Source organism: Streptomyces sp. SLBN-31 (assembly GCF_006715395.1).
Classification (GTDB): Bacteria; Actinomycetota; Actinomycetes; order Streptomycetales; family Streptomycetaceae; genus Streptomyces.
In genome coordinates this window covers 4,154,122-4,181,060 of sequence record NZ_VFNC01000001.1, presented here as the reverse complement: position 1 = coordinate 4,181,060, position 26,939 = coordinate 4,154,122, and the positions used below count along the sequence as shown (strand labels likewise).

At 70.1% G+C, this 26,939-nt stretch carries 22 protein-coding genes and 2 pseudogenes; 13 read left to right on the top strand and 11 right to left on the bottom strand.

The genetic code is table 11. The annotated features are described in order from the left end of the window. Positions 1-40 precede the first annotated feature (40 nt). From FBY22_RS19430 to FBY22_RS45970, 5 genes and pseudogenes are all read right to left on the bottom strand, one after another. Complete coding sequence (locus tag FBY22_RS19430; protein WP_142147157.1) at positions 41-766, bottom strand: hypothetical protein; 726 nt, start codon at positions 764-766, stop codon at positions 41-43. Between the two features lie 193 nt (positions 767-959). Then, complete coding sequence (locus FBY22_RS19425; RefSeq protein WP_142147155.1) at positions 960-1,658, bottom strand: TetR/AcrR family transcriptional regulator; 699 nt, start codon at positions 1,656-1,658, stop codon at positions 960-962. A 40-nt stretch (positions 1,659-1,698) separates the two neighbouring features. Continuing rightward, positions 1,699-2,385, bottom strand: coding sequence for a class E sortase (locus FBY22_RS19420; protein ID WP_142147153.1), 687 nt, complete (start codon positions 2,383-2,385; stop codon positions 1,699-1,701). A 182-nt stretch (positions 2,386-2,567) separates the two neighbouring features. After that, positions 2,568-3,650 (bottom strand): glycosyltransferase family 2 protein, encoded by a 1,083-nt coding sequence (locus FBY22_RS19415; protein ID WP_222127785.1) that lies wholly within the window; start codon positions 3,648-3,650, stop codon positions 2,568-2,570. Between the two features lie 471 nt (positions 3,651-4,121). Then, positions 4,122-4,506: pseudogene (locus tag FBY22_RS45970) on the bottom strand (hypothetical protein); the annotation flags it as partial. Between the two features lie 200 nt (positions 4,507-4,706). Here FBY22_RS45970 and FBY22_RS19405 point away from each other — a divergent pair. After that, entirely contained in the window at positions 4,707-7,106 is a 2,400-nt protein-coding gene (locus FBY22_RS19405) for a SpoIIE family protein phosphatase (protein ID WP_142147149.1), read from the top strand. Positions 7,107-7,154: 48 nt separating this feature from the next. Here the strand turns inward: FBY22_RS19405 and FBY22_RS43925 are convergent, their stop codons facing one another. Both FBY22_RS43925 and FBY22_RS19400 read right to left on the bottom strand, forming a co-directional pair. Then, positions 7,155-7,301: a hypothetical protein gene (locus FBY22_RS43925; RefSeq protein ID WP_160159910.1), complete on the bottom strand. Its 147-nt coding sequence runs from the start codon at positions 7,299-7,301 to the stop codon at positions 7,155-7,157. 577 nt (positions 7,302-7,878) lie between these two features. After that, positions 7,879-8,328 carry an ATP-binding protein gene (locus tag FBY22_RS19400; RefSeq protein WP_142147147.1) on the bottom strand — a complete coding sequence of 150 codons (450 nt, stop codon included), beginning with the start codon at positions 8,326-8,328 and terminating at the stop codon, positions 7,879-7,881. A 155-nt stretch (positions 8,329-8,483) separates the two neighbouring features. Between FBY22_RS19400 and FBY22_RS19395 the strand changes: the two genes are divergently transcribed. The 3 genes from FBY22_RS19395 to FBY22_RS19385 all read left to right on the top strand — a co-directional run bounded on the left by FBY22_RS19395 (position 8,484) and on the right by FBY22_RS19385 (position 10,803). Beyond that, positions 8,484-8,819: an STAS domain-containing protein gene (locus FBY22_RS19395; protein WP_174267175.1), complete on the top strand. Its 336-nt coding sequence runs from the start codon at positions 8,484-8,486 to the stop codon at positions 8,817-8,819. A 529-nt stretch (positions 8,820-9,348) separates the two neighbouring features. Continuing rightward, positions 9,349-9,618, top strand: a complete 270-nt coding sequence (locus FBY22_RS44430; protein WP_186363019.1) for an STAS domain-containing protein — start codon at positions 9,349-9,351, stop codon at positions 9,616-9,618. Positions 9,619-9,648: 30 nt separating this feature from the next. Further along, positions 9,649-10,803 carry a Fic family protein gene (locus tag FBY22_RS19385; protein ID WP_142147145.1) on the top strand — a complete coding sequence of 385 codons (1,155 nt, stop codon included), beginning with the start codon at positions 9,649-9,651 and terminating at the stop codon, positions 10,801-10,803. A gap of 273 nt (positions 10,804-11,076) precedes the next feature. On the opposite strand, the gene FBY22_RS19375 is transcribed toward FBY22_RS19385, so the two are convergent. The 3 genes and pseudogenes from FBY22_RS19375 to FBY22_RS19365 all read right to left on the bottom strand — a co-directional run bounded on the left by FBY22_RS19375 (position 11,077) and on the right by FBY22_RS19365 (position 15,785). Continuing rightward, positions 11,077-12,138: a 2-oxoacid:ferredoxin oxidoreductase subunit beta gene (locus FBY22_RS19375; protein ID WP_142147143.1), complete on the bottom strand. Its 1,062-nt coding sequence runs from the start codon at positions 12,136-12,138 to the stop codon at positions 11,077-11,079. Beyond that, positions 12,128-13,981: pseudogene (locus FBY22_RS19370) on the bottom strand (2-oxoacid:acceptor oxidoreductase subunit alpha); the annotation flags it as partial. The pseudogene FBY22_RS19370 and the gene FBY22_RS19375, both read right to left, overlap by 11 nt. A gap of 334 nt (positions 13,982-14,315) precedes the next feature. Then, on the bottom strand, positions 14,316-15,785 hold the full coding sequence (locus FBY22_RS19365) for an MFS transporter (RefSeq protein ID WP_142147139.1): 1,470 nt from the start codon (positions 15,783-15,785) through the stop codon (positions 14,316-14,318). 462 nt (positions 15,786-16,247) lie between these two features. Here FBY22_RS19365 and FBY22_RS19360 point away from each other — a divergent pair, with 462 nt between their 5' ends. The 8 genes from FBY22_RS19360 to FBY22_RS19325 are packed head-to-tail and all read left to right on the top strand — an operon-like array spanning position 16,248 to position 24,045. Beyond that, positions 16,248-17,318: a ketoacyl-ACP synthase III family protein gene (locus tag FBY22_RS19360; protein WP_142147137.1), complete on the top strand. Its 1,071-nt coding sequence runs from the start codon at positions 16,248-16,250 to the stop codon at positions 17,316-17,318. Further along, a complete protein-coding gene (locus tag FBY22_RS19355) occupies positions 17,318-18,310 on the top strand; it encodes a 3-oxoacyl-ACP synthase III family protein (protein ID WP_142147135.1) in 993 nt (330 codons plus the stop codon). Before FBY22_RS19360 ends, FBY22_RS19355 begins: the two co-directional genes overlap by 1 nt. Before the next feature lie 55 nt (positions 18,311-18,365). Then, the gene (locus tag FBY22_RS19350) at positions 18,366-19,253 is read left to right on the top strand and encodes a Phenylacetic acid catabolic protein (RefSeq protein ID WP_142147133.1); all 888 of its coding nucleotides are present in this window, start codon (positions 18,366-18,368) and stop codon (positions 19,251-19,253) included. Continuing rightward, positions 19,253-20,287 carry a Phenylacetic acid catabolic protein gene (locus FBY22_RS19345; RefSeq protein ID WP_160159909.1) on the top strand — a complete coding sequence of 345 codons (1,035 nt, stop codon included), beginning with the start codon at positions 19,253-19,255 and terminating at the stop codon, positions 20,285-20,287. Before FBY22_RS19350 ends, FBY22_RS19345 begins: the two co-directional genes overlap by 1 nt. Then, a complete protein-coding gene (locus FBY22_RS19340) occupies positions 20,284-20,799 on the top strand; it encodes an iron-sulfur cluster assembly protein (protein ID WP_160159908.1) in 516 nt (171 codons plus the stop codon). Before FBY22_RS19345 ends, FBY22_RS19340 begins: the two co-directional genes overlap by 4 nt. Continuing rightward, complete coding sequence (locus FBY22_RS19335) at positions 20,796-21,539, top strand: SDR family NAD(P)-dependent oxidoreductase (protein WP_260844941.1); 744 nt, start codon at positions 20,796-20,798, stop codon at positions 21,537-21,539. The genes FBY22_RS19340 and FBY22_RS19335 overlap by 4 nt, the downstream gene beginning before the upstream one ends. A 14-nt stretch (positions 21,540-21,553) precedes the next feature. After that, positions 21,554-22,336 carry an enoyl-CoA hydratase/isomerase family protein gene (locus FBY22_RS19330; protein WP_142147817.1) on the top strand — a complete coding sequence of 261 codons (783 nt, stop codon included), beginning with the start codon at positions 21,554-21,556 and terminating at the stop codon, positions 22,334-22,336. 5 nt (positions 22,337-22,341) lie between these two features. After that, complete coding sequence (locus FBY22_RS19325) at positions 22,342-24,045, top strand: AMP-binding protein (RefSeq protein ID WP_142147127.1); 1,704 nt, start codon at positions 22,342-22,344, stop codon at positions 24,043-24,045. A gap of 186 nt (positions 24,046-24,231) precedes the next feature. On the opposite strand, the gene FBY22_RS19320 is transcribed toward FBY22_RS19325, so the two are convergent. After that, complete coding sequence (locus FBY22_RS19320) at positions 24,232-25,440, bottom strand: RNA-guided endonuclease TnpB family protein (RefSeq protein ID WP_142147125.1); 1,209 nt, start codon at positions 25,438-25,440, stop codon at positions 24,232-24,234. Between the two features lie 155 nt (positions 25,441-25,595). On the opposite strand from FBY22_RS19320, the gene FBY22_RS19315 reads away from it, so the two are divergent. Continuing rightward, positions 25,596-26,936: an MFS transporter gene (locus FBY22_RS19315; RefSeq protein ID WP_142147123.1), complete on the top strand. Its 1,341-nt coding sequence runs from the start codon at positions 25,596-25,598 to the stop codon at positions 26,934-26,936. The last annotated feature ends 3 nt before the right edge of the window (positions 26,937-26,939 follow it).

The following is a 26,939-nucleotide window of genomic DNA, read 5'->3' as shown; positions in this document are numbered from 1 at the left end:
GATCATCCCGCGTGGTGGGGCCATTCCCGCGTTCGTCGCCCTACTCGGACTGCAATTCGCGAACCCGGGCACGGAACATGCGCCAGCGCCTCTCGTTCTCATGCACAAGCGTCGCCGACTCCGTCATCAGATCGGCCGCACGGTCGAACAGCTCAGAAGCCGAATAGAGGTAGGCAGGGGCCTTCCGCTCGCCTCGCAGGTCGGCCCGAAGCGCCGCCGGAGAGAAGTCGACCCGGGCCAGCAGGTCAAGGGCGCGGCGCAACAGCCGCGCGACCAGAACCTGCAGGCCCGCCGACTGCCAGTCATTGGCGATGATCCGGTGCCGCTCCCCCAGCAGGTCGGCAAGCGCCGGATAGGCGGCCAGGCTTCCCGCGATCTCCCACGCCTGTTCCATCGCCTGGGCCAGCCAAGCGCCGCCCTGCGCGGTGTCCTCGGCAAGCAGGTGGACTTCATTCCTCAGCCTCCGGAGTTCGGCAGGCTCCCCCTCCCCTTCCATGAAGAGGATCCCCGACTCCGCTACGAGCCCTGGAGCATTCAGGTCCTCCGTGCCCGCGAACGCAATCGCCGACGTCTGCTCACCGGCTTCGACGTCGCTCCACCGGTCGGCCAGCGACTTCAGAGCCCGAGATCGAGCCTGGAGCTCTCCCGCCTGCCGCAATGGTGCCTGGGAGTAGTACTTCTCATGCTCCCGATGGAACCGCGCCAGGTTGTCGATCACCTGCAACAGGGAGTCTGGAGGGGTGTGCTGCGCCTCGTCGTCAGGCATGCCAGCAGCGTGCACCACGTCTCACGCGCACGGCACCGGGGCACGCCCGTCAGGGTAAACAGCAACTCGTTCGGCCGGAGCAGGCATCGACATACCCCGCCCCCACTCATCCGCGCCCGCCGGAGGGACCACCGATGGGGCCCGTCACACACTCAAAGATCATTTACGGGACAGCCCTTGGGCACATGAGGCACTACAGGAAGCGGTCCAGCAGCGCGTCCAGTCCGGTGGCCAGAGCGTCGGGGCCGCCCGGTTCGGCCAGGGCAGGGGCAGTCGTGCGGAGCGTGGACAGCTCCTGGAAGGGGATGCGGTAAAGACCGAGCCGGAATGCTGGGTCTGGTTCGTTGGGGTTGTCCACCGTGGCCCGCAGTTCCACCGACACGTATCCGAAAACCCAGGCCGTGAAGGCGCGCCAGATTCGGGCGGAGTGCGCCGGGCCATATCCGGCGTCCCGAAGCAGGGCGAGCACACGCTCGTGATCCCTGAGGATGGGCGGAGGCCTTCGGGCCAGTGGCACTCTTGTCATGCGGCTGAAGATGAGCAGCGTCCCCTCGGGATGGTCGAGGCACACCTGGTAGGTGGCGAGCGCAATCCGGTGCAGTTCGGCCCGCCACGCTGGAGCGGAGGTGGCCGGAGGCCGCCCGGCCGCGAGATGGTCCTCCAATTCCACGTAGAGGGCCTCTACCACACCGTCCAGCAGCGCGTTCTTGCCGGGCGCGTAGTGGTACAGCGACATTGCTTCCACGCCGAGTTCGGCGCCCAGGCGGCGCATGGTCAGGGCCGCCAGCCCTTCCCGGTCGACCAGGTCCAAAGCCGCGGTGAGCACCCGTTCGCGGCTCAGACGGCCCTGAGGGCCGCCCTCGGTGTCGCCCGTTTGCGGACCGTGTGTCATCACCTGCCTCCTCGCTCAGCGGCGGGCGCCGTTCCTGGGGTCAGGGTGTGTCGAGTTCGCCCCAGACGACGAACCGGTGGACGTAGGTTCCGTCCCAGCCACGGTCCGTGCAGGTGATCAGGGTGATGCGTGCCTTGTCGGGCCGGGCGTGCGGCCGACTCGGCACAGGAGCGACGACGCCGACGTCGGACGGCTCGACGACCTTGGTCCGGGTGACCCGGTAGGTGTACGTCCTCCCGTCCCGCTCGACCCTCAGCGCGTCCCCTTTACGCAGGTCAGGAAGACGGTGGAAAGGCTGGCCCCATCCGGTCCGGTGGCCCGCGACGGCGAAATTCCCCTTCTGCCCCGGGCCGGCGGTTCCCGGGAAGTGTCCGGGGCCCTTGCGCAGGTCCCCGGGAGAAACGCCCTCGACGACCACCGGGGCGAAGTCCGGGCCGAAGCGGGGCACGCGCAGCACCGCGAACGCCTCTCCGGCGCGTGGGGTGGGCTGATGCGGCCGGTCCGCCGGCGTGGCGGAGGGCGGCTGCCCGAGTTGGTGCCGCAGCGACTGCTGCGTGTGGTGGTATGTGCCGTCCGCTTGCTTGTCCCGCAGGAGTGCTAGGCCCCCGAGGGTTAGGCCCGTGAGGATGAGGCCGACGCCGAGCAGGCGGATCAGTAGTCTCAGGGAGGCTCTGGGGTCTCCGGTGGGGCTGGGGCCGTGGCCCCGCCTCGGCGTTGTGTCAGCCATCGTCGGTCTTGCGGGGGACTAGCCGCAGCGCGGCGCATCCCGCCGAGACGAGAATGAATGCGACGATCCAGAACCAGACGCTGCTGGGGCCTCCGGTGGCGGGCAGAAGGCCTGCCCCTCCCACCCCGGCGGCTGTGGTGCCGGCGCCTATGTAGTTCGCCATTGCTTTTCCCTTTCTGTAGTTACCAACTGCGGTCCCGGCGCAGCGCAGTGTCCACGAGCGCACGGATGTGGACCCCTTGGAGAAACAGGTCGTAGAACCACTCGGGAATGACCAGCACCGAGGCTATTGAGGCCCGCCAGCCCCTGGATTTGACGGTGATCGCACGCTCGATGGCGTAGAACCCGCTGAAGGCGATCCAGAACGGGGCGATCCGTATCCCGGCGCCCAGGGCGAGGAACCAGATGAGCGAGCCCACATAGACGGTGGACACTGACGCCCCGAGGAAGGCGACGATCTGGCGAGCCCAGCCTTCTGCGGTGTGGCGAGTGAGGCCGTAGTCGATCAGATTTTCCAGCGCGCCCCGCTTCCAGCGCAGCCGCTGCCTGGCCAGGGATCTCCACGTCTCCATGACTTCGGTGGTCATGGTCGCGCGGGAGGGTGCCACGATGCGGTAGCGGAGGTGCTTGAGTGCCAGGGTGAGTTCGTTGTCCTCAGTGAGCGCCTTGGTGTCGTACACCCCGCCGGCAGAGGGCACCCGACCTGTCCTGCGAGCCCTGAGCACGTCCTTCAGGGCTCCGACCCGGAACAGGCACGCGGTACCCGTCAGACACAGCACCTTGCCCCGTTTGCGGGCGGTGTCCCGGGCGTACCGGGCGAACTCGTTGCGCTGGAAGGCCCCGCACAGCCAGCCGCCGGCCCGGCCCCGGAAGTTCCCGCCGACGGCACCGTAGCCCTGGGCCATCTTCCGGCAGGTCACTTCGATGAAGTGGGGATCGAGGTAGGTGTCGGCGTCCTGGATGAGGACCGCATCCTCGTCACAGAGCAGCGGCAGCAGCCGGTCGAGTGCCCCGTTGAGGTTGCCGGCCTTCTTGTGCCGGTTGTCCACCGAGTGCCAGACCTCGGCCCCGGCCGTGAGGGCGATCCGCTCAAGCTCCGTTGTCCGCCCGGGTTCCTTGTGCGGATCGAGCGTCACGATGATGCGCTCGGCGCGGTGCGTCTGCTGTTGCAGCGCCTGCAGCACCTGGGGAAGCGAGTCCACCTCCCGGTAGGCCGGAACCAGCACGACCACGCGGGGAGCTTCTTGGGTGGACGTCTCGTTCATGGCGTACTCCGTGGCCGGGGACATCGCTTCTATATTTGTAAGTTTACGTTGTAAGCGTATATGCGCAACTTGCGATGTAGGGGATCACGAAGGCGACGGGAGACGCTGACGCTGGAGGAATCCCTGGCCTCGGCACCGGCCAGCTGGCGGCGGCCGCAGCGCTGGCCTGTGACCGGTGAGCAGCCGCCGCCCACTACCGCCCGGCCGTCGCGCGCCGGCTACCGCCTCCGGCTGCGGACACGAAGCCACCACCGTGCACTTACGCTCGGTCCCGGGCGCCGGATACCCCTCCCTCGGACTCCTGCGGCCCGGTGACCAGATGGGCGTTCCCACGGCGTCCGTCAGGGCGGACGGTCCGCGCAAGCATGGAGCGAAGCCACCGGTTGGTTCGGTATGGCCCCTGCCCTCCCGACTGCGTGCGTTCGGTGGCCGGAAACGTGCTCGCCACAACCGTCCTATCCGTTGGGGACCGTAGACGATGGTCTCGCGGACGAAGCCGGCGTACTGGCGGGAGTCGTCGATCGCGGTACCGGTGGAGTCGGTGACCTTCTCTACGCGGGCGGTTGCCGTCGAGCTCCTTCTCGCCGTTCAGGCCGCGCATGTAGAGGGTGGACTTCTTCGAGCGCGGACCGTCGGAGTCGCCGGAGGTCTCCACCACCTGGCCGTAGCCGCGCCACTGCGACCAGGTGCGGTTGGAGGCCTTGGTGATGCCCTCGTCGTCGGCGTAGCCCCAGCCGGCGCCGCCCTGGTAGTCGTAGTACTTCCCGCCGGTGTCGCCGTGGCCGTAGGGGTCGTCCTGGAAGACCGAGGGGACGACGTATTTGTGGAACCAGTCGGTGACCGGAGTCGCCGACCAGGATGCAAATGCCGGTGACTGATCGTCGTGACGGTGCGGTGACGTTTGTGTCACACCCGCGCTGGGCTGATCCTTGAGGTAAGGGCGGTCTGCCGGACGGCAGACGCGGGGCGAGGACGGATGCGATGAGCGCGCCATCGAGTGAATCTGCACCCGCTGGCTTCGGCGGTTTTTCTTGGGTGACGGGGGGCGCCACAGTCATGCTGGATGCCGAAGGGCTCGTGGCCGGCTGGAGTCCCGAGGCCGAACATTTGCTCGGCTATCGTGCACAGGAGGTCCTTGGGCAGCCTGTCGACAGCCTTTCGGTGCACGTGGACGGGCAGAGAGCGGGCGAACGGCTCACTCAATCAGGACCAGAACGCTGGCTTGACGTCGTATTCCGTCACCGGTCCGGCCGCCTGTTGCGGTTGGTGGCAGCGTGCCGTCAGCTGCCTGCCACCGTGATAGGCCCCACCACGGTGGTGTTCCTCGGGGACCCTGAGCACGTGCGGGGCCGGCAGTTGCAGCAGGCGATGCTGCACGGCATTTCGACGCACTCCCCGGTTGGGATGACCATCTACGGTCCGGACTTGCGCATGGCGTGGGCGAACGCCGCAGCCCGGCAGGAGCTTCCCGGGACGTTCGACCAGTACGTCGGGCGCAGCGAGGACGAGCTGTATCCGGGGAGCGAGGTACTCTCAGCGCAGTATCCCGCCACGATCACGCAGCTCATGGGCAAAGTGCTTGATTCCGGACAGACGGTTACAGGGGTGCATTACCGGGGGTGCCCCGCTTCTGATCCCGATCGGGAACATGTGTGGTCCCTGTCCTACTACCGGCTGCAGGATGCGGACGGCAGAGCGCTGGGAGTGTGCGAGGAGTCGGTGGATGTCACCGATCTGCACCAGGCACAGCAGCGGCTGGCTCTGCTGAACGAGGCCAGCGTCCTGATCGGTAGCACCCTGGACCTGCACCGCACAGTTCAGGAACTGACCGAGGTCTTGGTACCCCGCGTCGCTGATTTCACCGCTGTCGACCTGCTCGGCGACGTACTGGCCGGACGGGAACCCGACGCACGGTCCGCCCGCGGGACCGGTGACCTTTGCCGGGTAGCTCATCGCTCGGTTAGGGAAGACCTGCCCGAGGCCGTCGTCACGCCGGGGCAGCGGGTCGGCTACTCGCAAGGATCCCCACATTGGCAGTGTCTAACGAGCGGACAACCCGTCCTGAACGCCGTCCTGGACCTGTCACAACCGTGGCTGCGTGAGGACCCGGTGCGCAGCGACCGCCTGCGCAAGCTGGGCATTCACTCCCACCTCGCGGTGCCTTTGCGTGCCCGCGGAGTCACCATGGGAGTGGCCACCCTCATGCGCTGGCGCACCCCGGACCCCTTCGCCGCCGAGGACCTGCTGCTCGTCGAGGAGCTCGCTGCCCGCGCCGCCGTGTGCATCGATAACGCGCGTCGATATACCCGCGAGCACCAGAGCGCGCTCACCCTGCAGCGCAGCCTACTGCCCCACGAGCTGCCCACCCAGGAAGCCGTGGAGGCCGCCTACCGCTATCTGCCCGCCGACACTGAGGCAGGAGTAGGCGGTGACTGGTTCGATGTGCTGCCCCTGGCCTGCGCACGGGTAGGGCTGGTCGTCGGAGACGTCATCGGCCACGGCATCCACGCCGCGGCGACGATGGGACGGCTGCGCACCGCCGTCCACACGCTAGCCGACCTGGATCTGCCGCCCGACGAGCTGCTGACCCATCTCGACGACCTGGTCAGCCGCCTGGCGTTGGAGGCCGAAGCTGCGCACCCTTACGGAATCGAGGGCGTGCTCGGCGCTTCCTGCCTGTACGCCATTTACGACCCAGTAACGCGCCGTGCCATCTTCGCCCGCGCCGGCCATCCGCCCCCTGCTCTTGCCCACTTGGACAAGGCGGTGGAATTCCTCGACATACCGGCGGGGCCCCCGCTGGGCGTAGGCGGACTGCCGTTCGAATCGGTCGAGGTGGAGATCCCCGAGGGCTGCGTCCTGGCGCTTTACACCGATGGCCTGCTTACGGCCTCCGACGGCGATGAGGACACCGGCCTGGAACGGTTGGGCTTCGCGCTCGCCCACCCCGACCGCCCCCTGGAGGAAGTCTGTGACACCATGGAACGCCTCTTGCTGCCCGACCGCGCACACGATGATGTGGCCTTCCTCGTCACCCGCCCCCGCGCACTTCCCGCTGAGAACGTCGCCACCTGGGACCTGGCATTCGAGCCAGCCGCCGTAGGGCGAGCCCGGGAACTGGCCAGCGACCGCCTCACCCAGTGGCGGCTACTGGAGCTGACCTTCTCCGTAGAGCTGATCGTCAGCGAGCTGGTCACCAACGCCATCCGCCACGCCATAGGCCCTGTCGCGCTGCGCCTGATCCGGACACAGAACCGGCTGATCTGCGCGGTCTCCGACCACAGCAGTACCTCTCCCCATCTACAGCGGGCCAATGTCGGTGAGGAAGGCGGGCGAGGCCTGTTTCTCGTCGCTCAATTCGCCCAGCGCTGGGGCACACGCTACACCGGAGACGGGAAAGTCATCTGGGCGGAACTACCCCTTGCCGACCCATCCGCAGGCAACCCCCAGCCATGAGCGCCGATGCGGCCAGCCGCGTGGCAGACAGCCTCACGCGGCGCTGGTTCAGGCGAGCCCACCTACCGCTACGGCCACCGTCACCGTGAGCACTGCCACTTGCAGCATCCACCTCTGGATGAGGACGAACGCGCCCATCCGCCAGCTCGCCGGTACGGCACCGCACGTGTGTGCGGCGTGGTGCTGTGTGCTCATGACGACTCCCCCTAGGTCCGGAACTCGGCTCTACAGCCCGAGGCCCTATCGGCGGTGGGAAGCTGCAACTCCCTACCGCGGCCTCGGCAGCTGCTACAAGGCTTCGCCAAACAGCAGTCGCAGCACCACAGTTAACTCACCATCAGCAACACAACGGGGCAGTTCGCAACAACTGGCCCGCACGGGCCGTCATCGGCTGCGCTGCTGCAACAAGGCTCCGTCATGCGCCCCGACACTCCGGTCGGCCGGACCATCGCCGCCGTCCCCAGCCAACCGTGCAACACGGTGTTTGCGCAGGTCACAGCCAAAGTGCATTGTTGCGGAATAGGGTCCGCAACAAAGTCCACGCCCCTATTCGCACACCAGCGGGCCACACTGGCACACGATCCCGCCGAAGCGGGATCAGCCACAGCGGACGTCCCCCAAGGTCCGGACTCCGCGGCAACAAAGCCGGCCCACCGCTGCAACGGAGGGCCGGCCCCGCCGTTCATGCCGCCGACGCGCACCGCCCCAGCGATCCCCGTACGGAAGGAGACTGCAGCACCTCAGGCAGCCCGCCGCCTGCCGCGGGCCCGCCTCATCGGTCGGTGTCGGTGAGGGTGATGCGGGCAGTGACGCGCTTGCCGACCGGCTCCCGCGCAACCTCGACCTTCTCGGCGAGGGCGGTGACGATCTCCAGGCCGTGCTGGCCGATCCGGTCGGCATCAGCCGCGCGGGCCGCCGGCAGCCCCGGATTCGAATCCCACACCACCACCTCCACCGCCTCACCGGTGATGCGCAGGTGCAGCAGGATCGGGCCCGGCGCGTACTTGCAGGCGTTGGTGACCAGCTCGCTCACCACCAGCTGCGTCAGATCCACGGCCCGATCGGACACGGCAACGCCGTGTCCGGAGCGGGCCGTCAGGAGAAAGTCCGCGGCCAGATGACGGGCCCGGGCAATGCACCCGCCCTCTCCCTCCAGCGCGAGCGAGGTCTGCAGGCCGGGCCAGGGCAACGTGGTGTCACCGCCGCCCGCTCCTGAGTCCATCACCGCCGCCTTCGCACCCCGTTTCACACCCGCCGCGTACCCGCGCACGCGGGCGTGACGCACTACACCCCGGTGGTCTACACCACCCATTCTGCGGAACACAGCAGCTCTGGCCCGAGCTTTCACGTCAGTATCACCGGCATGGACGAGGAAACGTGAGCGAACCCCTCAACTCACCGACGAGTTGTCGGTCGCTGAACGGCATCCTGGTCCTCTGCGTGGCCGGTGAAACGACCGGGCACGTCCTCCAGCAGGCCCTCGCGGCGGCAGGGACCGCCCCGACCCGTACCGTCGTCGACCTGAGCCGGGTGACCTTCATGGACTCCCCCGGCATCAACATTCTCATCGCCGCCCACACCGCGCTGGCCCACGCGGGCGGCTGGCTGCGCCTGGCCGCCGCTACCGCCTCCGTCCGGGGCACCCTGCAGATCGTCGGCCTCGACCACGTCATCGACTGCCGCGCAACCCTCCACCGCGGCCTCAGCACCTGACACGCGCCCATCGGGCCGGCCCGGCACGGCAGGACCGCGGAACAGGGCGGGAGAGCGCCGGGCTACCGGAGGATGCGCGGTATGTCGCGGCCGACTCGGGGATGGCCGCGACACCCGCACCTCACTCACCCCGAAACGCACCGGAGGGATCGCGGCCCGGAGGTGAATACCGACTGCCCCGCCCACGCCCCGCCAGTCTGCGCCGAACGGGCGAACCACCGCCACGCCAGAACCCCTGCTTGAGCCGGCCTGCTCCCCCGGACACGGGCTGGACGGCGTGGCGGCGCTGCCCGCCGCACTGCTCCAGCGGGCAGATGAGCACAACATGCGCAGCGGCCGGGCCTCCGACGTGGCTCCCTGGCTGGTCCGGCCGCTGAGGCTGTGATCCCAACCTCCCCGCTGGGTAACCCCTCAAGGAGGGCGTAACCCATGCGTGACAGCCCGCTGGGCATACTTGCTCCCTGGCAACCCCCGAGCACGGCAAGGCTCCGTTTCAGCAGTTCAACGGGGCATCCCAGCGCAGATCGGGGTGGTTCAGTACGAACGCGGCGGAGTTTGGGTCGTCGTCGCCCACGGCGCTTACGACCTGGACTCCATCGGCCGGCTCACCCAGGCGCTGGAGACCGCTGCCGCGAAACACCCCCGGGTGATCGTGGACGCCTCCGGCGTCACCTTCGCCGACTCCACCTTCCGCGCCGGCCTTCGAGCCGTCCGGGCTTTCACCTCGGAGCGCGCCGGCCCACCCGTGGGCAGAGGGCATCCCTGTGCGCCGGTGGTCTCCGGCGCCTCCAATGTTTGACGAATGATAGGCACTGGGTATCATTCAGTCATGCTGTATGCGACGCCGTCCCTCACCCCATTCGATGCGCGCGTGCTCGAAGAGATCGCCTCCATGCGCCGCGACCTGCAGCACGTCATTCAACAGAGCCCCATGAAGTGGACGGCCGACCTCAGGCGGTCGCTGACGGCATCGGCCATCGCGGCCTCCAACACCATCGAGGGCTACCGCGTCGATCCCCTCGACGTCGCCGACCTCCTCGATGGTGAACGCGAGAGCGTCGACGCCAGCGAGGAGGACAAAGCCGAAACCCTCGCCTACCAGCAGACGATGACCTACATCCAGTCCCTGTGGGACGTGGAAGACTTCACCTACTCCAAAGGCCTGCTCAACGCCCTGCACTGGATGCTTCAGGGCCGTCACCACCCCCACCGGCCGGCCGGCCGGTGGCGCAGAAAGCCGATCTTCATCACGGCGGCCGGCGACCCACACGCCACCGAATACGAAGGCCCCCACGAGGACGACGTCCCCGCTTTGATGGGCGAACTCGTCGACTGGCTCAACCACGGCGATCTCACGGCCGATCCCCTCGTCCGCGCTGCCATGGCCCACCTCAACCTCGTCAAGATCCATCCGTGGACCGACGGCAACGGGCGCATGTCCCGCAGCCTGCAGACCCTCCTCATCGCCCGCCAAGGGGTGCTGGCCCCGGAGTTCTCCTCCATCGAGGAATGGCTCGGCATGCCCGGCCACACCTGGGAGTACTACCAGGTGCTGCGCGACGTGGGAGGACCCGTCTACTCCCCCGACCGCGACACCCTGCCCTGGGTCCGCTTCAATCTGCGCGCCTACCACGAGCAGTCCCAGCGCGTGCAGCACCGTCTCAAGCGCTCCACCGACGTCTGGCTCGCCCTCGCCGAGCACGCCGAACGCCTTCACCTCGCCGAACGGCAGCTCACCGCCCTGCACGAAGTCGCCATGACCGGCCGGGTACGCCGCTCCCGCTACGAAAAGGCCGAGGCCCTCAGCAACCAGCAAGCCGTCCGCGACATCCAAACCCTCACCCGCACCGGCCTGCTCACCCCCGTCGGCAACACCAAAGCCCGCCACTACACCGTCGGCCCCGCCTTCCCTCCCGACGTCCTGGCAACCGCCCACCGCCGCCACACCATCACCAACCCCTACCAGGCGCAACGTCCTCTTTGAGGGACGCCGTAGCGTCGCCGCCGGACGGGCGGAGACGCTAAACGCCTGTGGAGCGCCGGTAAGACGGGCCCACGTGCCCGCGCAGCGCGATGAAGCAGGAAGCCCCCGGAAGGGTCAGACGTCACGGCCGATAGGGGCGCGATCACTCCATCAGCGCAGCGGTGCTCATGCAGGCGTTCTCGATGCGGTCGGCGGCGCTGGGCGGCGGAGGCGACCAGCTCTGCGCGCCCACGGCATTCAATCGGCGCTGCTGGATGCGCATTTGACGTTTTGTCATAACGGGCGGTTGTCCGGAGATGCCCGCACAGTCCAGGGGTTGCCGCCGGTGAGGAGGGCGGCGAGGTCCCCCTTGCCCTGGAGTTCGACGGCGGTGTCGAGCTGCTCGGCCATCTCTGTGTCGTAGACCGGGCGGTCGACCGAGCGCAGGACGCCGATGGGGGTGTGGTGCAAGGTGGCCGGGTCGGCGAGGCGGGAGAGCGCGAAGGCCGTGGCCGGGGAGGCCGCGTGGGCGTCGTGGGTGAGGATTTGCGCCTCGGTCTGCGGGGTGACGTCGACAATTCTCAGGTCGCCGGTGGCGGGGTCCCGCACGACGCCCTTGGCGCCCTTGCCGTCCGCGAGAGGTGTGCCGAAGCGGATCGGCTCGCCGTGTTCGAGGCGGATGACGGCTTGCTGGGCCTGTTCTTTGTCCTTGAGGGCGTCGAAGGCGCCGTCGTTGAAGATGTTGCAGTTCTGGTAGATCTCCACCAGGGCGGTGCCGGGGTGGGCGGCGGCCTGGCGCAGGACTTCGGTGAGGTGTTTGCGGTCGGAGTCGATGGTGCGGGCGACGAAGGAGGCCTCGGCGCCCAGGGCGAGGGAGACCGGGTTGAAGGGGGTGTCGAGGGAGCCCATCGGCGTCGATTTGGTGATCTTGCCGATTTCGGAGGTCGGGCTGTACTGGCCCTTGGTCAGGCCGTAGATCCGGTTGTTGAACAGCAGGATCTTGAGGTTGACGTTGCGGCGCAGCGCGTGGATCAGGTGGTTGCCGCCGATGGACAGCGCGTCGCCGTCACCGGTGACCACCCATACGGACAGGTCCCGGCGCGAGGTGGCAAGGCCGGTGGCGATGGCGGGGGCGCGGCCGTGGATGGAGTGCATCCCGTAGGTGTTCATGTAGTACGGGAAGCGGGAGGAACAGCCGATGCCGGAGACGAAGACGATGTTCTCCCTCGCCAGGCCGAGCTGGGGCATGAAGCCCTGCACGGCGGCGAGGACGGCGTAGTCACCGCAGCCGGGGCACCAGCGGACCTCCTGATCGGACTTGAAGTCCTTGGCGGTGAGCTTGAGTTCAGTCGGCATGGATGACTTCCTCCAGTACGTCTGCAAGCTGTTCCGCCTTGAACGGCATGCCGTTGACCTGGGTGTGGGAGCGGGCGTCGACCAGGTATCGCGCGCGGATCAGCGTGGCCAGCTGGCCGAGGTTCATCTCGGGGACGACGACGCGGTCGTATCGGGACAGGATCTCGCCGAGGTTGCGCGGAAAGGGGTTGAGGTGGCGCAGGTGCGCCTGGGCGATGGACTCGCCGGCCGCCCGCAGCCGGCGGACAGCCGCGGTGATGGGTCCGTAGGTCGAGCCCCAGCCCAGCACCAGGGTGCGGGCCCCGTGCGGGTCGTCCACGTCGAGATCGGGGACGGCGATGCCGTCGATCTTGGCCTGGCGGGTGCGGACCATGAAGTCGTGGTTGGCGGGGTCGTAGGAGATGTTGCCCGTGCCGTCCTGCTTCTCGATGCCGCCGATGCGGTGCTCCAGCCCCGGGGTGCCGGGGATGGCCCAGGGGCGCGCGAGCGTGTGGGGGTCGCGCTTGTAGGGCCAGAACACCTCGCTGCCGTCGTTAAGGGTGTGGTTCGGTCCCTGCGCGAACTGCACGGTCAGGTCGGGTAGTTCATCGAGTTCGGGGATGCGCCAGGGTTCGGAGCCGTTGGCCAGGTAGCCGTCAGACAGCAGCAGGACGGGGGTGCGGTAGGTCAGTGCGATCCGGGCCGCTTCCAGTGCCGTGTCGAAGCAGTCCGAGGGAGTGGCCGGGGCGATCACCGGGACCGGGGCCTCGCCGTTGCGGCCGAACATCGCCTGCAGCAGGTCCGCCTGCTCGGTCTTGGTCGGCAGGCCCGTGGAGGGGCCGCCCCGCTGGATGTCGATGATCAGCAGCGGCAGTTCCAGGGAGACCGCCAGGCCGATGGTCTCCGACTTCAGCGCGATGCCTGGGCCCGAGGTCGTCGTCACGCCCAGCGAACCGCCGAAGGCCGCGCCCAGGGCGGCGCCGATGCCGGCGATCTCGTCCTCGGCCTGGAAGGTGCGTACGCCGAAGTTCTTGTGCCGGCTCAGCTCGTGCAGGATGTCCGACGCCGGGGTGATCGGGTACGAGCCGAGGAACAGCGGCAGGTCCGCCTGGTGGGAGGCGGCGACCAAGCCGTAGGACAGGGCCAGGTTCCCGGAGATGGAGCGGTAGGTACCCGGCGTGAACGCCTGCGTGGCCGGGGCGACCTGGTAGGAGACCGCGAAGTCCTCGGTCGTCTCGCCGAAGTTCCAGCCCGCCCGGAAGGCGGCGATGTTCGCCTCGGCGATGGCCGGCTTCTTGGCGAACTTGCGCCGCAGGAAAGCTTCCGTGCCGTGTGTGGGCCGGTGGTACATCCAGGACAGCAGGCCCAGCGCGAACATGTTCTTCGACCGGTCGGCGTCCTTGCGGGACAGCCCGTGGGTCTTCAGTGCCTCCACCGTCAGGGTTCCCAGCGCTACCGGGTGGACGTGGTAGCCGTCCAGGGAGCCATCCGCGAGCGGGTTTGTCGGGTAGCCGGCCTTGGCCAGTGCGCGCTCGGTGAACTCGTCCGTGTTGACGATGAGTTCGGCGCCGCGCGGTAGATCCGGCAGGTTCGCCTTCAAGGCGGCCGGGTTCATGGCGACCAGGACGTCGGGGGCATCGCCGGGCGTGAGGATGTCGTGATCGGCGAAGTGCAGTTGGAAGGAGGACACGCCCGGCAGGGTTCCTGCGGGCGCCCGGATCTCCGCGGGGAAGTTCGGCAGTGTGGACAGGTCGTTGCCGAACGAGGCGGTCTCCGACGTGAAGCGGTCGCCCGTCAGTTGCATGCCGTCGCCGGAGTCGCCCGCGAACCGGATGACCACTCGCTCCAGCCGGCGGACCTCTTTGGCGGGCGGTGCCTCGGCCTCGGTGGACGGGCCGGTCTGGACAAGCATCGGAAAGCTCCTGTCGTCCTTGGTCTCGCGGATCGCGGTGCCGGAGGCCGCCGTGCGCGGTCGTCGCCCCGGTGAGGAGGGAGGGTGGGTCGTGCCGCGGAGTCGACGGGGGACGGTTGAGCGGTCGCTGTCGGCGTCTCGTCCGTCGGTGACCGTGCGTCCGCCGTTGAGGCGCGCACAGGCGCCCACCGGTGGTGCGTGTCGTGCGCTCGCTGTGGCGCCCCGGTGCCGGGCGCCCGCATCGGGGGGTGCGGGCGCCCGGATCGCCGCCGGGGGTGGAGCGGCGTCAGCCCGCCTGTGTGGCGGCGTCGGTGACGTCCGGTGCCGTTGCCGGGGTGGTGGCGGGTGTGGGGGTCGGCCGGGGCTGCTTCTTCAGGCCGAGTCCGATGAGCGCGCCGCCGAGGGTGCCGACGGCGGCGACCCAGCCTGCCATGCGCAGGCCGCCGACCAGGGCGTGCGGGTCGGGGTGGTGGCCGGCGTGGGCATTGGCGACGGCGACCAGGGCGGCGAGGCCGAGGGCGCCGCCGATCTGCCGGCAGGTGGAGGCGAGTGCCGAGGCGACGCCCTGCTGGGCGGGTTCGGCGCCCGAGGATGCCACCGCGACGAAGAGCGTCGGGAAGGCGAAGCCGCCGCCGGCGCCCCAGATGGCGATGCCCGGCACCAGGGCCCAGTAGGAGCCGTGGGTGGACATGCCGGCGATGATGGCGGCCAGTCCGACGGCGGTGGCGGTGGTGCCGAGGAAGAGCGTGGTGCGGACGCCCAGCAGGCCCAGGACCCGGGCGTTGAGCTTCATCGCCACCGCCATGCAGATCACGGTGGGCGGCAGGAAGGCGATGCCGGCGGCGAACGGGCTGTAGTTCAGCACGGACTGCAGGTAGGTGGTGAGCAGGTAGTAGGTGCCGCCCAGGGACGCCTGGAAGACGATCAGCGCCAGCATGGGGATGTTCAGGCCCCGCAGGCGGAACAGCTTCAGGGGCACCAGAGGGTCCGCCGAGCGCTTCTCGATCAGGACGAAGACCGCCAGCAGCAGCGCGCCGGCCGTCAGGGCGCCGAGGCCTTCCAGCGAGCCCCAGCCCTTGTCCGGGCCGCTGACCAGGCCGAACACCAGCAGTGTCGAGCCGGCGGTGGCGACTGCGGCGCCGACGGCGTCGAAGCTGCGGCCGGTGCCGAGCGGGCGGTCGGGCGGCAGGATCCGGGTGGCGGCGAACGCCGCGATGAGCGCGAGGGGGACGTTGACGTAGAAGACCCAGCTCCAGCCGAAGGCGCTGGTCAGTACTCCGCCGAACAGGGAGCCCGCCGCCAGGCCCGCGCTGCCGACGGCGCCCCACACGGATGTGGCCCGGTTGCGCTCCGGGCCCGGGGCGAACGTGGTGAAGATGAGCATCAGCGTCGCCGGTGTCAGCAGCGCACCGCCCACGCCCTGGAGCGCGCGGGCGGCCACCAGGAGTCCGGCGTTCTGGGCGAGGCCGCCGGTGAGGGAGGACAGGGCGTAGATGACGAGTCCGGTGACCAGCATGCGGCGCGGGCCGATCCGGTCGGCGGCGCGGCCTCCGAAGAGCAGCAGTCCGCCGAGTGCGACCGCGTAGGCGCTGACGACCCATTGCAGTGACTGCGCGGAGAAGCCGAGCTGGCTGCCGATGTCCGGCAGTGCCACGTAGACGATGTTGTAGTCGATGGTGACGATGAACTGGGTGAACGCCAGCAGGGCGAGGGTGTACCCGGCCCACCGTGGCGATCGGGAGTCTGTGGTGGCCATGGGGTGGCTTCTTCCTTCGGGGTGAGCGGGGCGGTGGCCGCCCGTGGTGGGTTCTGCGCCCGAGAATAATCCCTTCGTGAAGGTATGTAAATTGGGAGCGGGGGTCGGAGCCGGTCAACTTCGCATGCAATGCGCCCAGTTGGACGGCCTGTGCAAGTGCGGACCCTCCCCACTTGCACAGCGGCAGGCGCCTTACCGGCGCCCACGGCGCGAGGCGGTGCAGCGCGGCCTGCAGCAGTTACATACCTCTGCGAAGGTATGCGATTGTGGGCCGGAAGCCACTGGTGGCCCGGTGCGCCGATGACCCACCCCGGTGGCCGAGGACCTGCGGAGCGCACCGCGCCTGGAACGGCGTCCCCTTCTCTTCCCGGCCGGACGAAGCGCCGAGCACTCAACCCGGCCTCCGCTCGTCGGCCGGCGACCCGCACGCGACACGGATCCCGAGCTTTCGAAGGAGCCTGCATGAAATTCGGAAACGATCTGCGGATCAAGACCGTGACCTCGTGGTTTCCACCGGACCGCGAGAACGTCGAGGACGCCGTGGCGGCCGGGAAGCTGACCGAATCGGACGCGGAGCGGCTCGGCGTCAGCCACCTGCCGTTCTCGGCCACCCTGTCCGCCCCCGAGATGGCCGCGGAGGCCGGCCGTGCCGCACTGAGCCGGGCGGGCTGGAGCCCGTCCGACATCGGCCTGGTCCTGCACACCTGGATCTACCACCAGGGCCATGACATGTGGTCGCCGCCGCACTACGTGGCCCACGCGGTCGGTGCCGGCACCGCCACGCCCTACGGCGTCCAACAGGGCTGCAATGCGGGCTCGTTGGCCCTGCAACTGGCCGGGATGCATCTGGACGCCGACGCCGGTCTGGGTGCCGTGCTCGTCACGACGGGCGACCGGTTCTGCCCTCCGGGCATGGACCGCTGGACCTCCGACTACGGCCTCGGCTTCGGTGACGCCGGGACCGCGGCCCTGGTGCACCGGGGCGACGCAGGATCCGACGACTACGCCCTGCTGTCCCTGGCCACCGCGACCGACGCCCAGTTCGAGCTGATGATGCGGCACGGCAACGACTTCAGCCCGGCTCCCATGTGGCACGACGGCTTCATCGACCTGCGCACCCCCAAGAAGTCCTACATGGCGGCGTACGGCAAGGAGAAGTTCGAGACCATCGCCGGCCGCAACATCCGCAAGGTGATCACCGACAGCCTGCACGACGCGGGGCTGGAGCCCGACGACCCGCGGATCAAGTACATCGCGCTGCCGCGGCTGGGGGCGAGCCTGCTGGACTCCATCTACGGCCCCGTGCTCGACGAGCTGCTCAAGGCCGAGGCCCTGCGGTTCGGCTCCGCCACCGGCCACCTGGGGTGCGGCGACTTCTTCGCCAACCTCGCCGACATGCGCGACCGGGTGCCGCTCGAGCCCGGCGACGTCGCCCTGGTGATCAGCGGCGGGGCGGCCTGGACGTGGGCCTGCGCCGTCGTGCAGGTACCGGACGGCACACCGCGAGACCGGGCTTCGGCGAAGGGCGTGTGATGGGCTTCGGATTCCTCGGCCTGGGCGGTCACGTGCCGCCGCGGGTCATCGACAACGCGCAGGTCGCCCAGTGGACGGGCGCGCAAGAGAGCTGGATCGTCGAGCGCACCGGCATCCTGGAGCGCAGGTACCGCGAGCCCGGGACGGTCACCTCCGACCTGGCGCTGCACGCCGCGCGTGAGGCGCTGGGCAGCCGGCCGGAGGCGGTGGCCCGGCTCGGTGTGATGGTCGTGGCCACCTCCACGCCGGACCAGCCGCAACCCTCCACCGGGGCCATCCTGCAGAACAAGCTCGGCCTGTCCGACGTCCCGGCGTTCGACGTCAACGCGGTGTGCTCGGGCTTCCTCTACGCACTCGCGGTCGCCGACTCGATGCTGTCGGCGCGGCTGGCCGGCCAGGGCGGCGATCACGCCCTGGTGGTCGGCACCGACATGTACTCCTCGCTGATGAACCGCTCCGACCGGCGCACCGTCAGCCTCTTCGGCGACGGGGCCGGCGCGGTGCTGCTCGGCCCGGTGCCCGACGGGTACGGCGTACTGGGCTGGCGCCTGGTCGCCCACGGCGAGCACCGCGAACTGGTCGAGGTGCCCGCCGGCGGCACCCGTACGCCGCTGGACGCCCGCAGCCGGGAGGCCGGCGAGCACCTGTTCCGCATGCGCGGGCGCGAGGTGCGCGACTACGCCCTCGGCGTGCTGCCCAAGGTCATCGGCGAGGCACTCGACTCCGCCGGGGTGCGGCTGGAGGACGTGGACCGCTTCATCCTGCACCAGGCCAACACCCGCCTGGTCGAGGCCTGTACGCGCGAACTGGGCGTGGACCCCGGCCGGGTCCCGCTGACCGCACCGCACTTCGGCAACACCGCCACCGCCTCCATCCCCCTCACCCTGCGCGCGGAGAACGAACTGCGGCCCTTCCGCCGGGGCGAGCGCCTGGTGCTGGCGGGAGTGGGCGGCGGCATGACCGCGGGGGCCGTGGTCGTCCGCTGGTACTGAGCCCCCTCCCGCGACACCGCTGCAAACCGTGCAAGCGCTGCGAAAGGAACCAGACATGCCGACAGCGACAGCGGCGGAACCCCGCCGCTACGAACTGTGGGACCCGATGCCCGACGAGGTACGCGAGGGCGCCCGGCGGTTCGCCACCGTCCAGGCGCTCAACGAGCTGGTGGGCGTGCTGCCGTTCGCCGAGTGGCTGGACCGCGCGCCCAGCTGCACCCGGCGGCAGATGCTGATGGCCAAGGTCCAGGACGAGGTGGGCCACGGGCACGTGGCCGCGCGGGTCGCCGAGGACCTGGGCATGCCACGCGAGCGGATCCTGGTGGACTACCTGGAGGGCCGCTCGAAGGTGCACAACATCTTCCACTACTCCTTCGCGTCCTGGGAGGAGTTCGGCCCGGGGCTGCTGCTGATGAACTCGGCGGCGATCTTCCAGTTCCGGTCGCTGATGAAGGGCGTCTACCTGCCCTACAGCCGGGCGCTGCGCAAGATCGAGCGCGAGGAGTCCTTCCACTACCAGCACGCCCTGGATCTGACCCACGAGGTGCTGACGCACGGAGACGCCGACCAGCGCCGCCGCGTGCAGGAGGGCTTCGAGACGTGGCTGCCGCGGGTGCTGGCCTACCTCGGCCCGCCGGACACCGAGACGCTGCACGCCAATCGCATGCACCAGATCGGGCTGAAGCCCGACGGCAACGACGAGCTGCGCCAGGCCTGGCTCGGCAAGATCATCCCGGTCTTCGAGAAGCTCGGCGTGCACGTGGATCCCGCACTGGCCCGCCAACTGCCTTCAGGTGCATGGGAGTTCGCGATGCCCGACTGGGCCGAGGTGAAGAAGGTCATCGCAAACGGCGGCCCCGCCTCACAGCGCCGGCTGGACTGGGTGCGCGGTGCCCTGGACCGCAACGCGCGCTACCGGCGCGCCCTGCGGGGGGTGGCGTGATGCCGCACGTTCCCGCCGACACCGACGTCTACGAGGTGTTCGCACAGACCGGCAGCGGCTCGCCGCTCAATCACGTCGGCTCCCTCGTCGCGCCGCGCCGGGACGCCGCCTGGCACCTGGCCAAGGAGACCTACGGGCGCCGCGACGACCTCTTCCGGCTCTGGGTGGTACGGCGCACCGACCTGATCGTCTCCAGCGCCGAGGACCGCGGCCTGCTCGCCGCCAAGACCCGGATGCCGCACCGCCAGCCCGGCTTCCCCACCACCCGCCGCCGCGACCGCTCCGCCGCCCCCGACACCCCGCAGCACAACTCCGCGGCCCCGCACGACAACGAGAGGCGCGAGAGCGCCGGCCGCGCCCGGAGCGGACTGTGGCTGGCACTCGCCGAGGACCTGTTCGTGCTGGGCAACCGGCTGGGCGAACGCATCGTCGACTACATCGACCTGGAGGAGTCCCTGGCGGTCGGCTCCATCGGGCAGGAGGCACTGGCGCACGCCGAGACCATCCTGTCACTGCACGGATTCGACGCGTCCGCCGCCGACGCCCACCTCTTCGAACGGCCGCAGGAGCAGTGGCGGGTCTCCCGTGTCATCGGACGGCTCACCGACTGGCCGTCCACCGTGGTGTGCGCTCTGGTGATCTCCGCGGCCGTCAGTGTGCTCGCCGAGGAACGGGCCGCCGGCGAGCCCGCGTTCGCCGCCATCCGCGACGAACAGCTGGTCCACCTGGAGCACTGGCGGCGCTGGGCGCGGGCGCTGGCCGCCTGGCCCGAGACGAGTGAGGAGTTCACCCAGGCCTACGCCGAGGTGACGCACTGCGCCGGCGACCTGTTCGGCGCCGGCCCGCACGACGCCGTGACTCAGGCGCTGCACGCGCGTCTGACGGCACTCGTCGGTGACAGCGGCGTCCCCGGCTCCCGCCTGCCGCACCAGCCGGTGCCGCGGGCCGCGGGAAGCGGCGGCAGCGTGCTGGCCGACTGCCTGGCGCGCGGCCGCCTCGTGCGCGAGCACTACGCCCCGGAGGTGTTCCTGTGAACACCCCTGCCACCGCCGCGATTCCGTCCCCCGACCCGCTCACCGGCGTCGTCGCCGACGTGCTCGATCCGGAGATCGACGTGACCCTGGGCGACCTCGGAGTGGTGCGCTCGGTGTCCCGCACCGACGGCCGGATCGTGGTCCACCTCGCCCCCACCCGGCTCAGCTGCCCCGCCCGCGGCGAAATCGCCCGGCGGGTGCGCTCCGCCCTCACCGGCGCCGCGCCCGGGCACGCAATCGAGATCGTGTGGGAGCGCGGCACATGGCAGCCCGCCGCGGTGACCGCCGCCGGGCACGACGCCCTGCGCACCGCCGGCTACCGCGTGGCGGGCACCACGCCCCGCTGCCCCTACTGCGCCGGCGACGACGTCGTACGGGCAGGCCGCTTCGGCGGCGCGGTCTGCAAGGTGCCCTACGACTGCCGCGGCTGCGGATCGCCCTTCGATGTGATCGGGACGGCCGGCTGCTCCGCCGTGCTCCCGGTCCCCCACGTCAGGCAAGGAGGATCATGATGAGGCTCGCCGGAAAGACGGCCGTGATCACCGGGGGCTCCCGGGGACTGGGCCGCGCGATCGCGGAACGCTACCTGCTCGAGGGCGCGCAGGTGGTCTGCGCGGCCCGCAACCCCTACGACATCAAGGAGGTCCTCGACCTCTCCCCCGGCCGCGGCGCCTACGTCCCGGTCGACGTCACCAGCCCCGACTCGGTCGCCGCACTGATGGCCGAGACCGCCGACCGGTTCGGCGGCGTGGACATCCTGGTCGCCAACGCCGGCGTGAGCCGGGACGGGCGGGTGGACCGGCTGCCGGTCACCGACTGGCAGGACATGGTGGCCACCAACCTCACCGGGGTGTTCCTGTGCACCCAGGCGGCCATTCCCTACCTGGAACGCAGCCAGGCCCCCCGGATCATCAACGTCTCCTCCAGCATGGCCACCCGGGTCGCCATCGGCGCGGCCGGATACTGCGCCACCAAGGCCGCGGTGGAGATGTTCACCCGCGTCAGCGCCATCGAGCTCGGCCCCCGCGGCATCCTGGTCAACTCCCTGGCCCCCGGCATCCTCGACGAGGGCATGGGCCAGCAGCTCACCGAGAACGACAAGATCTGGGCGCGCTACAAGACCCGGCTGGCCCTCGGCCGGCCCGGCGGCGCCGACGAGGCCGCCGACGCGGCCCTGTTCCTGGCCGGTCCCGAATCCAGCTACGTCAACGGCCACGTCCTCGAAGTCAACGGAGGCCTGCTGTGGTCTTGACCAGCACCCCCACGATGGAACGCCTCTCCGCGTACCTGGACCTCGACGGAGCGGTGGGCATCCTGCGCCTTGACCGGCCGCCGCTGAACGTCCTGGACCGTGCGGCCCAGTTGGCGCTGCGCGCCGCGGCCGAGCAGGCCACAGGCGACGAGCGGATCCGCGCGGTGGTCCTGTACGGCGGGCCCACGGCCTTCTCGGCCGGCGGCGACATCAAGGAGATGGCCGCGATGACGCACGCCGAGATGGTGGCCCACGCCCCGGTCCTCCAGGGCGCCTTCGACGCGGTGGCCGCCATCCCCAAACCGGTGGTGGCCGCGATCAACGGGCCCGCCCTCGGCGGCGGTTGCGAGCTGGCGCTGACCGCCGACGCCCGCATCTGCGGAACCGAGGCCCGCCTGGGACTGCCCGAGGTCCTGCTCGGCGTCATCCCCGGAGCCGGCGGCACCCAGCGGCTGCCCCGGCTGATCGGCCCGGCCAAGGCCAAGGAACTCATCTTCACCGGCCGCCAGGTCAAAGCGGAGGAGGCCCTGGAACTGGGCCTGGTGGACCAGGTCGTGCCGACCGGCCAGGTGCTGCCCGCCGCGCTGCGCTGGGCGCGGCGCTTCGAAAAGGGCCCCGCCCTGGCCCTGCACGCCGCCAAGACGGCCGTCGACCAGGGCCTTGCGACCGACCTGGCCTCCGGTCTGGCCATCGAACGGTCGGTGTTCGCCGCCCTGTTCGCCACCGAGGACCGGCTGAGCGGCATGCGGACCTTCGCCGCCGACGGGCCCGGCCGCGCCACCTTCAACGGGAGGTAGCCCTCATGCGTGAAGCGACCGAAGCGTTCCGGCGCGCCCGCGACCACCTGCTGTCCTCCTACGGGGACCTGCCGCGCGCCCGCGCCTTCCCCCGGCCCGCCCTCGGCGAGACGTTCAGCTGGGTCGCGGACTGGTTCGACGTCATCTCCGACGGCAACGACGCCACCGCGCTGCGCGTGCTCGACCTCGACCGGCACGGCGCCATCCTCGCCGACACGGCCGTCAGCTTCGCCGAACTGGCCGAACGCTCCCGGCGGGTCGCCGGATGGCTGCAATCGATCGGCGTGCGGCGCGGGGACCGTGTCCTGCTCATGCTCGGCAACCGGGTGGAGCTGTGGGAGTGCGTGCTGGCCGCGTTCCGGCTGGGCGCCGCAGTCATCCCCGCGGCCGTCCAGCTGACCCCCGAGGACCTGGCCGAACGGCTGGAGCGCGGCGCGGTGCGGCACGTCATCGCCCAGGCCGACCTCACCCCCAAACTCGACGGCCTGCACGGCAGTTGGACACGCGTCGCCGTCGGGGACCCGGTGGCGGGCTGGCAGGACTACCAGCGGGCCTACGCCGCCGCACCGCTGCGGGAGGCGGTACGGACCCGGCCCGAGGAGCCCTCGCTCATCTACTTCACCTCCGGCACCACGGCCCGCCCCAAGATGGTCGGCCACACCGGGCTGAGCTATCCGGTCGGTCACCTGTCGACCATGTACTGGCTCGGGCTGCGCCCCGGGGATGTGCACCTGAACATCTCCTCGCCCGGCTGGGCGAAACACGCCTGGAGCTGCCTGTTCGCCCCCTGGAACGCGCAGGCCACGGTCCTGGTCGTCAACCAGCCCCGGTTCGCGGCCCGTCCGCTGCTTCAGATGATGTCCCGCTGCGCGGCGACCTCCTTCTGCGCGCCGCCCACCGTGTGGCGCAGCCTCATCCAGGAGGACCTGACCCGCTGGCCCATCCGGCTGCGCGAGGCGGTGGCCGCCGGGGAACCGCTCAACGCGGGGGTCGTGCACCGCATCCGCGACGCCTGGGGCGTCACCGTACGGGACGGCTACGGGCAGACCGAGACCACCGCCCAGATCGGCACCCCGCCGGGGATGCCGGCCGTGGAGGGCGCGCTGGGCTGGGCGCTGCCGGGCTACGACGTGGCCCTGCTGGACGCGCGGACCAACACCCCCCTCCTGGACGGGGCGGCGGAGGGCGAGATCTGCCTGCCGCTGGCCGGCCGGCCGCTGGGTCTGATGAGCGGCTACCTCGGCGATCCCGAGGCGACCGCCCGCGCCCTGCACGGCGGCCTCTACCACACCGGCGACTTCGCCACCCGCGACGCCGAGGGCCTCTTCCGCTACCTGGGACGCGGCGACGACGTCTTCAAGGCGTCCGACTACCGCATCTCCCCCTTCGAACTGGAGAGCGTGCTGCTGCGGCACGCGGCCGTCGCCGACGCCGCTGTGGTGCCCTCCCCCGAGCCGCTGCGCCTGGCCGTCCCCAAGGCCTACATCGCCCTGGCCGCCGACTACCGGCCGGAGGCGCAGACCGCGCAGCAGATCCTCGCGCACGCCCGCGAACACCTCGCCCCCTACAAGCGGATACGCCGGATCGAGTTCGCCGAGCTGCCCAAGACCATCTCCGGCAAGACCCAGCGGGCCGAGCTGCGCCGGCGCGAGGAGCAGCGGCTCACGCGCTCGGCGCAGGAGTGGTGGGAGGAGGACTTTTCCAGCTAGCTGGCCCGCCTTCGACCGGGGGCGGCCGCGGCGGTGGCGTGCGCCGCGCGTTCGGGCGCACGTCCTGCCATGGGCGGACGGGCCGCGCGTTTCACCGGCGCTGCCCGCTCGTCCGGCCCCGGCCCACCCCCTTCACCGGCACCGTCGACCACTGAGCCTCGGAGACGCCTTGACTTCCTCCCCTGCCTAAAGGCGGGGGATTCCAGCGGTCGCCCGCTGGGGTTCCTGCTTCTCCGACGACCGCCCCGTCCGGGAGGACTCCCGTTGAGGTCTTACACCGTCTCCACAGGCAGACGCCGCCAGCCCGGCGGCCAGAATGTTGCGTGCCGCGTTCACGTCGCGGTCGTGCACGGCGCCGCACTCGCACGTCCACGCGCGGACGTTGAGCGGCAGCTTCTCGAAGACCGTGCCACAGTTCCCACACAGCTTGCTGGAGGGGAAGAAGCGGTCGATCACCACGAGTTCGCGCCCGTACCAGGCGCACTTGTACTCCAGCATCATGCGCAGGTCCGTCCATGCCGCATCGGAAATGGCGCGCGCGAGCGTGCCGTTCTTCAGCAGGTTGCGGACGGTGAGGTCCTCGATCACGACCGTTTGGTTCTCACGGACGAGTCGAGTCGACACCTTGTGCAGGAAGTCGCGGCGCCGGTCGGCGATCCGCGCGTGGACCCTGGCGACGCGACGACGGGCTTTCTCCCGGTTCGCGGAGCCCTTGGCCTTGCGGGACAGCTCCCGCTGGGACTTCGCCAGGCGGGCACGGTCGCGGCGGTCGTGTCGGGGGTTGGCCACCTTTTCGCCGGTGGACAAGGTCACCAGCGAGGTGATCCCGGCGTCCAGGCCGACCACCGTGTTCGTGGCGGGGGCCGCTGCGACGGAGTCCTCGCACAGCAGGGACACAAACCAACGGCCCGCCGCATCGCGGGAGACGGTCACCGTGGTCGGCTCCGCACCCTCGGGCAACGGCCGCGACCAGCGGACGTCCAGCGGCTGCGCCATCTTGGCCAGCGTGAGCTTCCCCTCGCGCCAGGTGAAGGCGGAGCGGGTGTATTCGGCCGACGCGCGGGACTTCTTCCGGCTCTTGTACCGCGGATACTTCGCGCGCTTGGCGAAGAAGTTGGCGAACGCCGTCTGCAGATGACGCAGCGCCTGCTGCAGCGGAACGGAGGACACCTCGGTCAGGAAGGCCAGCTCCTCGGTCTTCTTCCACTGGGTGAGCGCGGCGGAGGACTGCACGTAGGAGATGCGGCGCTGCTCGCCGTACCAGGCCCGGGTGCGCTCCTCCAACGCCCTGTTGAACACCAGGCGGACGCAGCCGAACGTGCGCGACAGCTCCGCCGCCTGCTCGTCCGTGGGGTAAAAGCGATACCTGAACGCCCGCTTGACCTGCCGCGCCATACCTCACGTTCTATCAGCTCCCCTGTGAGGACCGGGCGTCGGCCGACCGCACACACCGAACCGCCGCAGAGGCGATTCGCCTTTCCCTGCCCTGCTCCGCAGGAACTTCGATTCCTCCCCGGCCTGAAGGCCGCGGCATCCACGAAGGAGCCACGATGACCTCCCTGCGCACATCCGAAGGGCAGCGCAGAAGAGCCGTACTGAGCAGCCTCATCGGCAACAGCATCGAGTTCTACGAGTTCCTCATCTACGGGTCGTTCTCGTCCCTGTACTTCGGCACCCTGTTCTTCCCCTCCTTCGCCCCCACCACCGCGACCCTGCTGTCGCTGTCGACGTTCGCGGTCGCCTTCGTGGGCCGGCCGCTGGGTGCCCTCGTGTTCGGGCACCTCGGGGACCGGCTGGGCCGCAGGACGACGCTGGTCGCCACGCTCACCGTGATGGGCGGCGCGACGGTCCTGATCGGCCTGCTGCCCACCTACCGCACGATCGGAGTCGCCGCCCCGGTCCTGCTGACCGTCCTGCGGTTCGTGCAAGGGTGCTCGCTCGGCGGGGAGTCCAGCGGCGGTTTCCTGATGGCGCTGGAGAACGCCCGGCCCAGCAGGCGGGGCCTGCTCACCGCGATCGTCGGCACCGGCAACGCCTGGGGGCTGCTGCTGGCCAACGGCGTGCTGCTGCTGGTCACCCTGCTGCCGGAGCGTCAGGTGCTGGCGTGGGGATGGCGGCTGCCGTTTTTGTTCAGCGCGGTGCTCGTGGCCTTCGCGCTGCGCGTGCGGCTGCGGCTGGCGGAGACCCCCGAGTTCGAGCAGGTGAAGTCCGAGGGCGCCGTCAGGACCGTACCGGCGCTGGAGATCGTGGGGCGGCACGGTCTGCTCACCCTGTGCGCGTCGCTGTCGGCGCTGCCGATGTTCCTGGTCTTCTACCTCGGGTCGGTGTTCTCCCTCAAATACGCCGCGACCCTCCACGTGAGCCGCTCGCAGATGCTGACGCTGCTCGCCGGGTCGTGCCTCTTTTTGATCGTCGCCATGCCGTTCTTCGGCCGGCTCGGGGACCGCCGCGGCCGCAAGGCGGTCTTCGTCGGCGGCATCGCCGTCATGACGGTGGCCCCCTTCGTCTGGTTCCCGCTGCTTGGGACCAGGTCCCTGCCGCTGATGGCGCTCGGCTTCCTGATCCTGTTCGCCGGGTTCGCCGCGAACTACGGCGTGCAGGGCGCGTTCTACCCGCAGCTGTTCCCCACGGCGCTGCGCTACTCCGGGATGTCCATCAGCTACAACGTGGGCGGTCTGCTCGGCGGCGCCGTCAGCCCCCTCATCGCCACCTCCCTGCTCGGCAGGTACCACAGCTGGACGCCCATCGCCCTGTACATGGCCGCGACCGGCGTCATCGGCCTGGCCGCGTCGCTGTTCCTGCGTGAGCGCCCCGTCGGCCCACCCGCCCAACCTGCCGCTGCCGCACGGCCGGTGGCCGCGCCCGCCGACGTCGCCACCGCCGGCAGCTGAGCG

Coding starts and splice junctions, on each gene's coding strand:
- FBY22_RS19320 (WP_142147125.1), bottom strand. CDS start 25,440: ATGGCGCGGCAGGTCAAGCGGGCGTTCAGGTATCGCTTTTACCCCACG.
- FBY22_RS19405 (WP_142147149.1), top strand. CDS start 4,707: ATGCTGGATGCCGAAGGGCTCGTGGCCGGCTGGAGTCCCGAGGCCGAA.
- FBY22_RS19400 (WP_142147147.1), bottom strand. CDS start 8,328: ATGGACTCAGGAGCGGGCGGCGGTGACACCACGTTGCCCTGGCCCGGC.
- FBY22_RS19325 (WP_142147127.1), top strand. CDS start 22,342: ATGCGTGAAGCGACCGAAGCGTTCCGGCGCGCCCGCGACCACCTGCTG.
- FBY22_RS19365 (WP_142147139.1), bottom strand. CDS start 15,785: ATGGCCACCACAGACTCCCGATCGCCACGGTGGGCCGGGTACACCCTC.
- FBY22_RS19420 (WP_142147153.1), bottom strand. CDS start 2,385: ATGGCTGACACAACGCCGAGGCGGGGCCACGGCCCCAGCCCCACCGGA.
- FBY22_RS19425 (WP_142147155.1), bottom strand. CDS start 1,658: ATGACACACGGTCCGCAAACGGGCGACACCGAGGGCGGCCCTCAGGGC.
- FBY22_RS19415 (WP_222127785.1), bottom strand. CDS start 3,650: ATGAACGAGACGTCCACCCAAGAAGCTCCCCGCGTGGTCGTGCTGGTT.
- FBY22_RS19430 (WP_142147157.1), bottom strand. CDS start 766: ATGCCTGACGACGAGGCGCAGCACACCCCTCCAGACTCCCTGTTGCAG.
- FBY22_RS19360 (WP_142147137.1), top strand. CDS start 16,248: ATGAAATTCGGAAACGATCTGCGGATCAAGACCGTGACCTCGTGGTTT.
- FBY22_RS19385 (WP_142147145.1), top strand. CDS start 9,649: ATGCTGTATGCGACGCCGTCCCTCACCCCATTCGATGCGCGCGTGCTC.
- FBY22_RS19335 (WP_260844941.1), top strand. CDS start 20,796: ATGATGAGGCTCGCCGGAAAGACGGCCGTGATCACCGGGGGCTCCCGG.
- FBY22_RS19350 (WP_142147133.1), top strand. CDS start 18,366: ATGCCGACAGCGACAGCGGCGGAACCCCGCCGCTACGAACTGTGGGAC.
- FBY22_RS19375 (WP_142147143.1), bottom strand. CDS start 12,138: ATGCCGACTGAACTCAAGCTCACCGCCAAGGACTTCAAGTCCGATCAG.
- FBY22_RS19315 (WP_142147123.1), top strand. CDS start 25,596: ATGACCTCCCTGCGCACATCCGAAGGGCAGCGCAGAAGAGCCGTACTG.
- FBY22_RS43925 (WP_160159910.1), bottom strand. CDS start 7,301: ATGAGCACACAGCACCACGCCGCACACACGTGCGGTGCCGTACCGGCG.
- FBY22_RS19345 (WP_160159909.1), top strand. CDS start 19,253: ATGCCGCACGTTCCCGCCGACACCGACGTCTACGAGGTGTTCGCACAG.
- FBY22_RS19330 (WP_142147817.1), top strand. CDS start 21,554: ATGGAACGCCTCTCCGCGTACCTGGACCTCGACGGAGCGGTGGGCATC.
- FBY22_RS19355 (WP_142147135.1), top strand. CDS start 17,318: ATGGGCTTCGGATTCCTCGGCCTGGGCGGTCACGTGCCGCCGCGGGTC.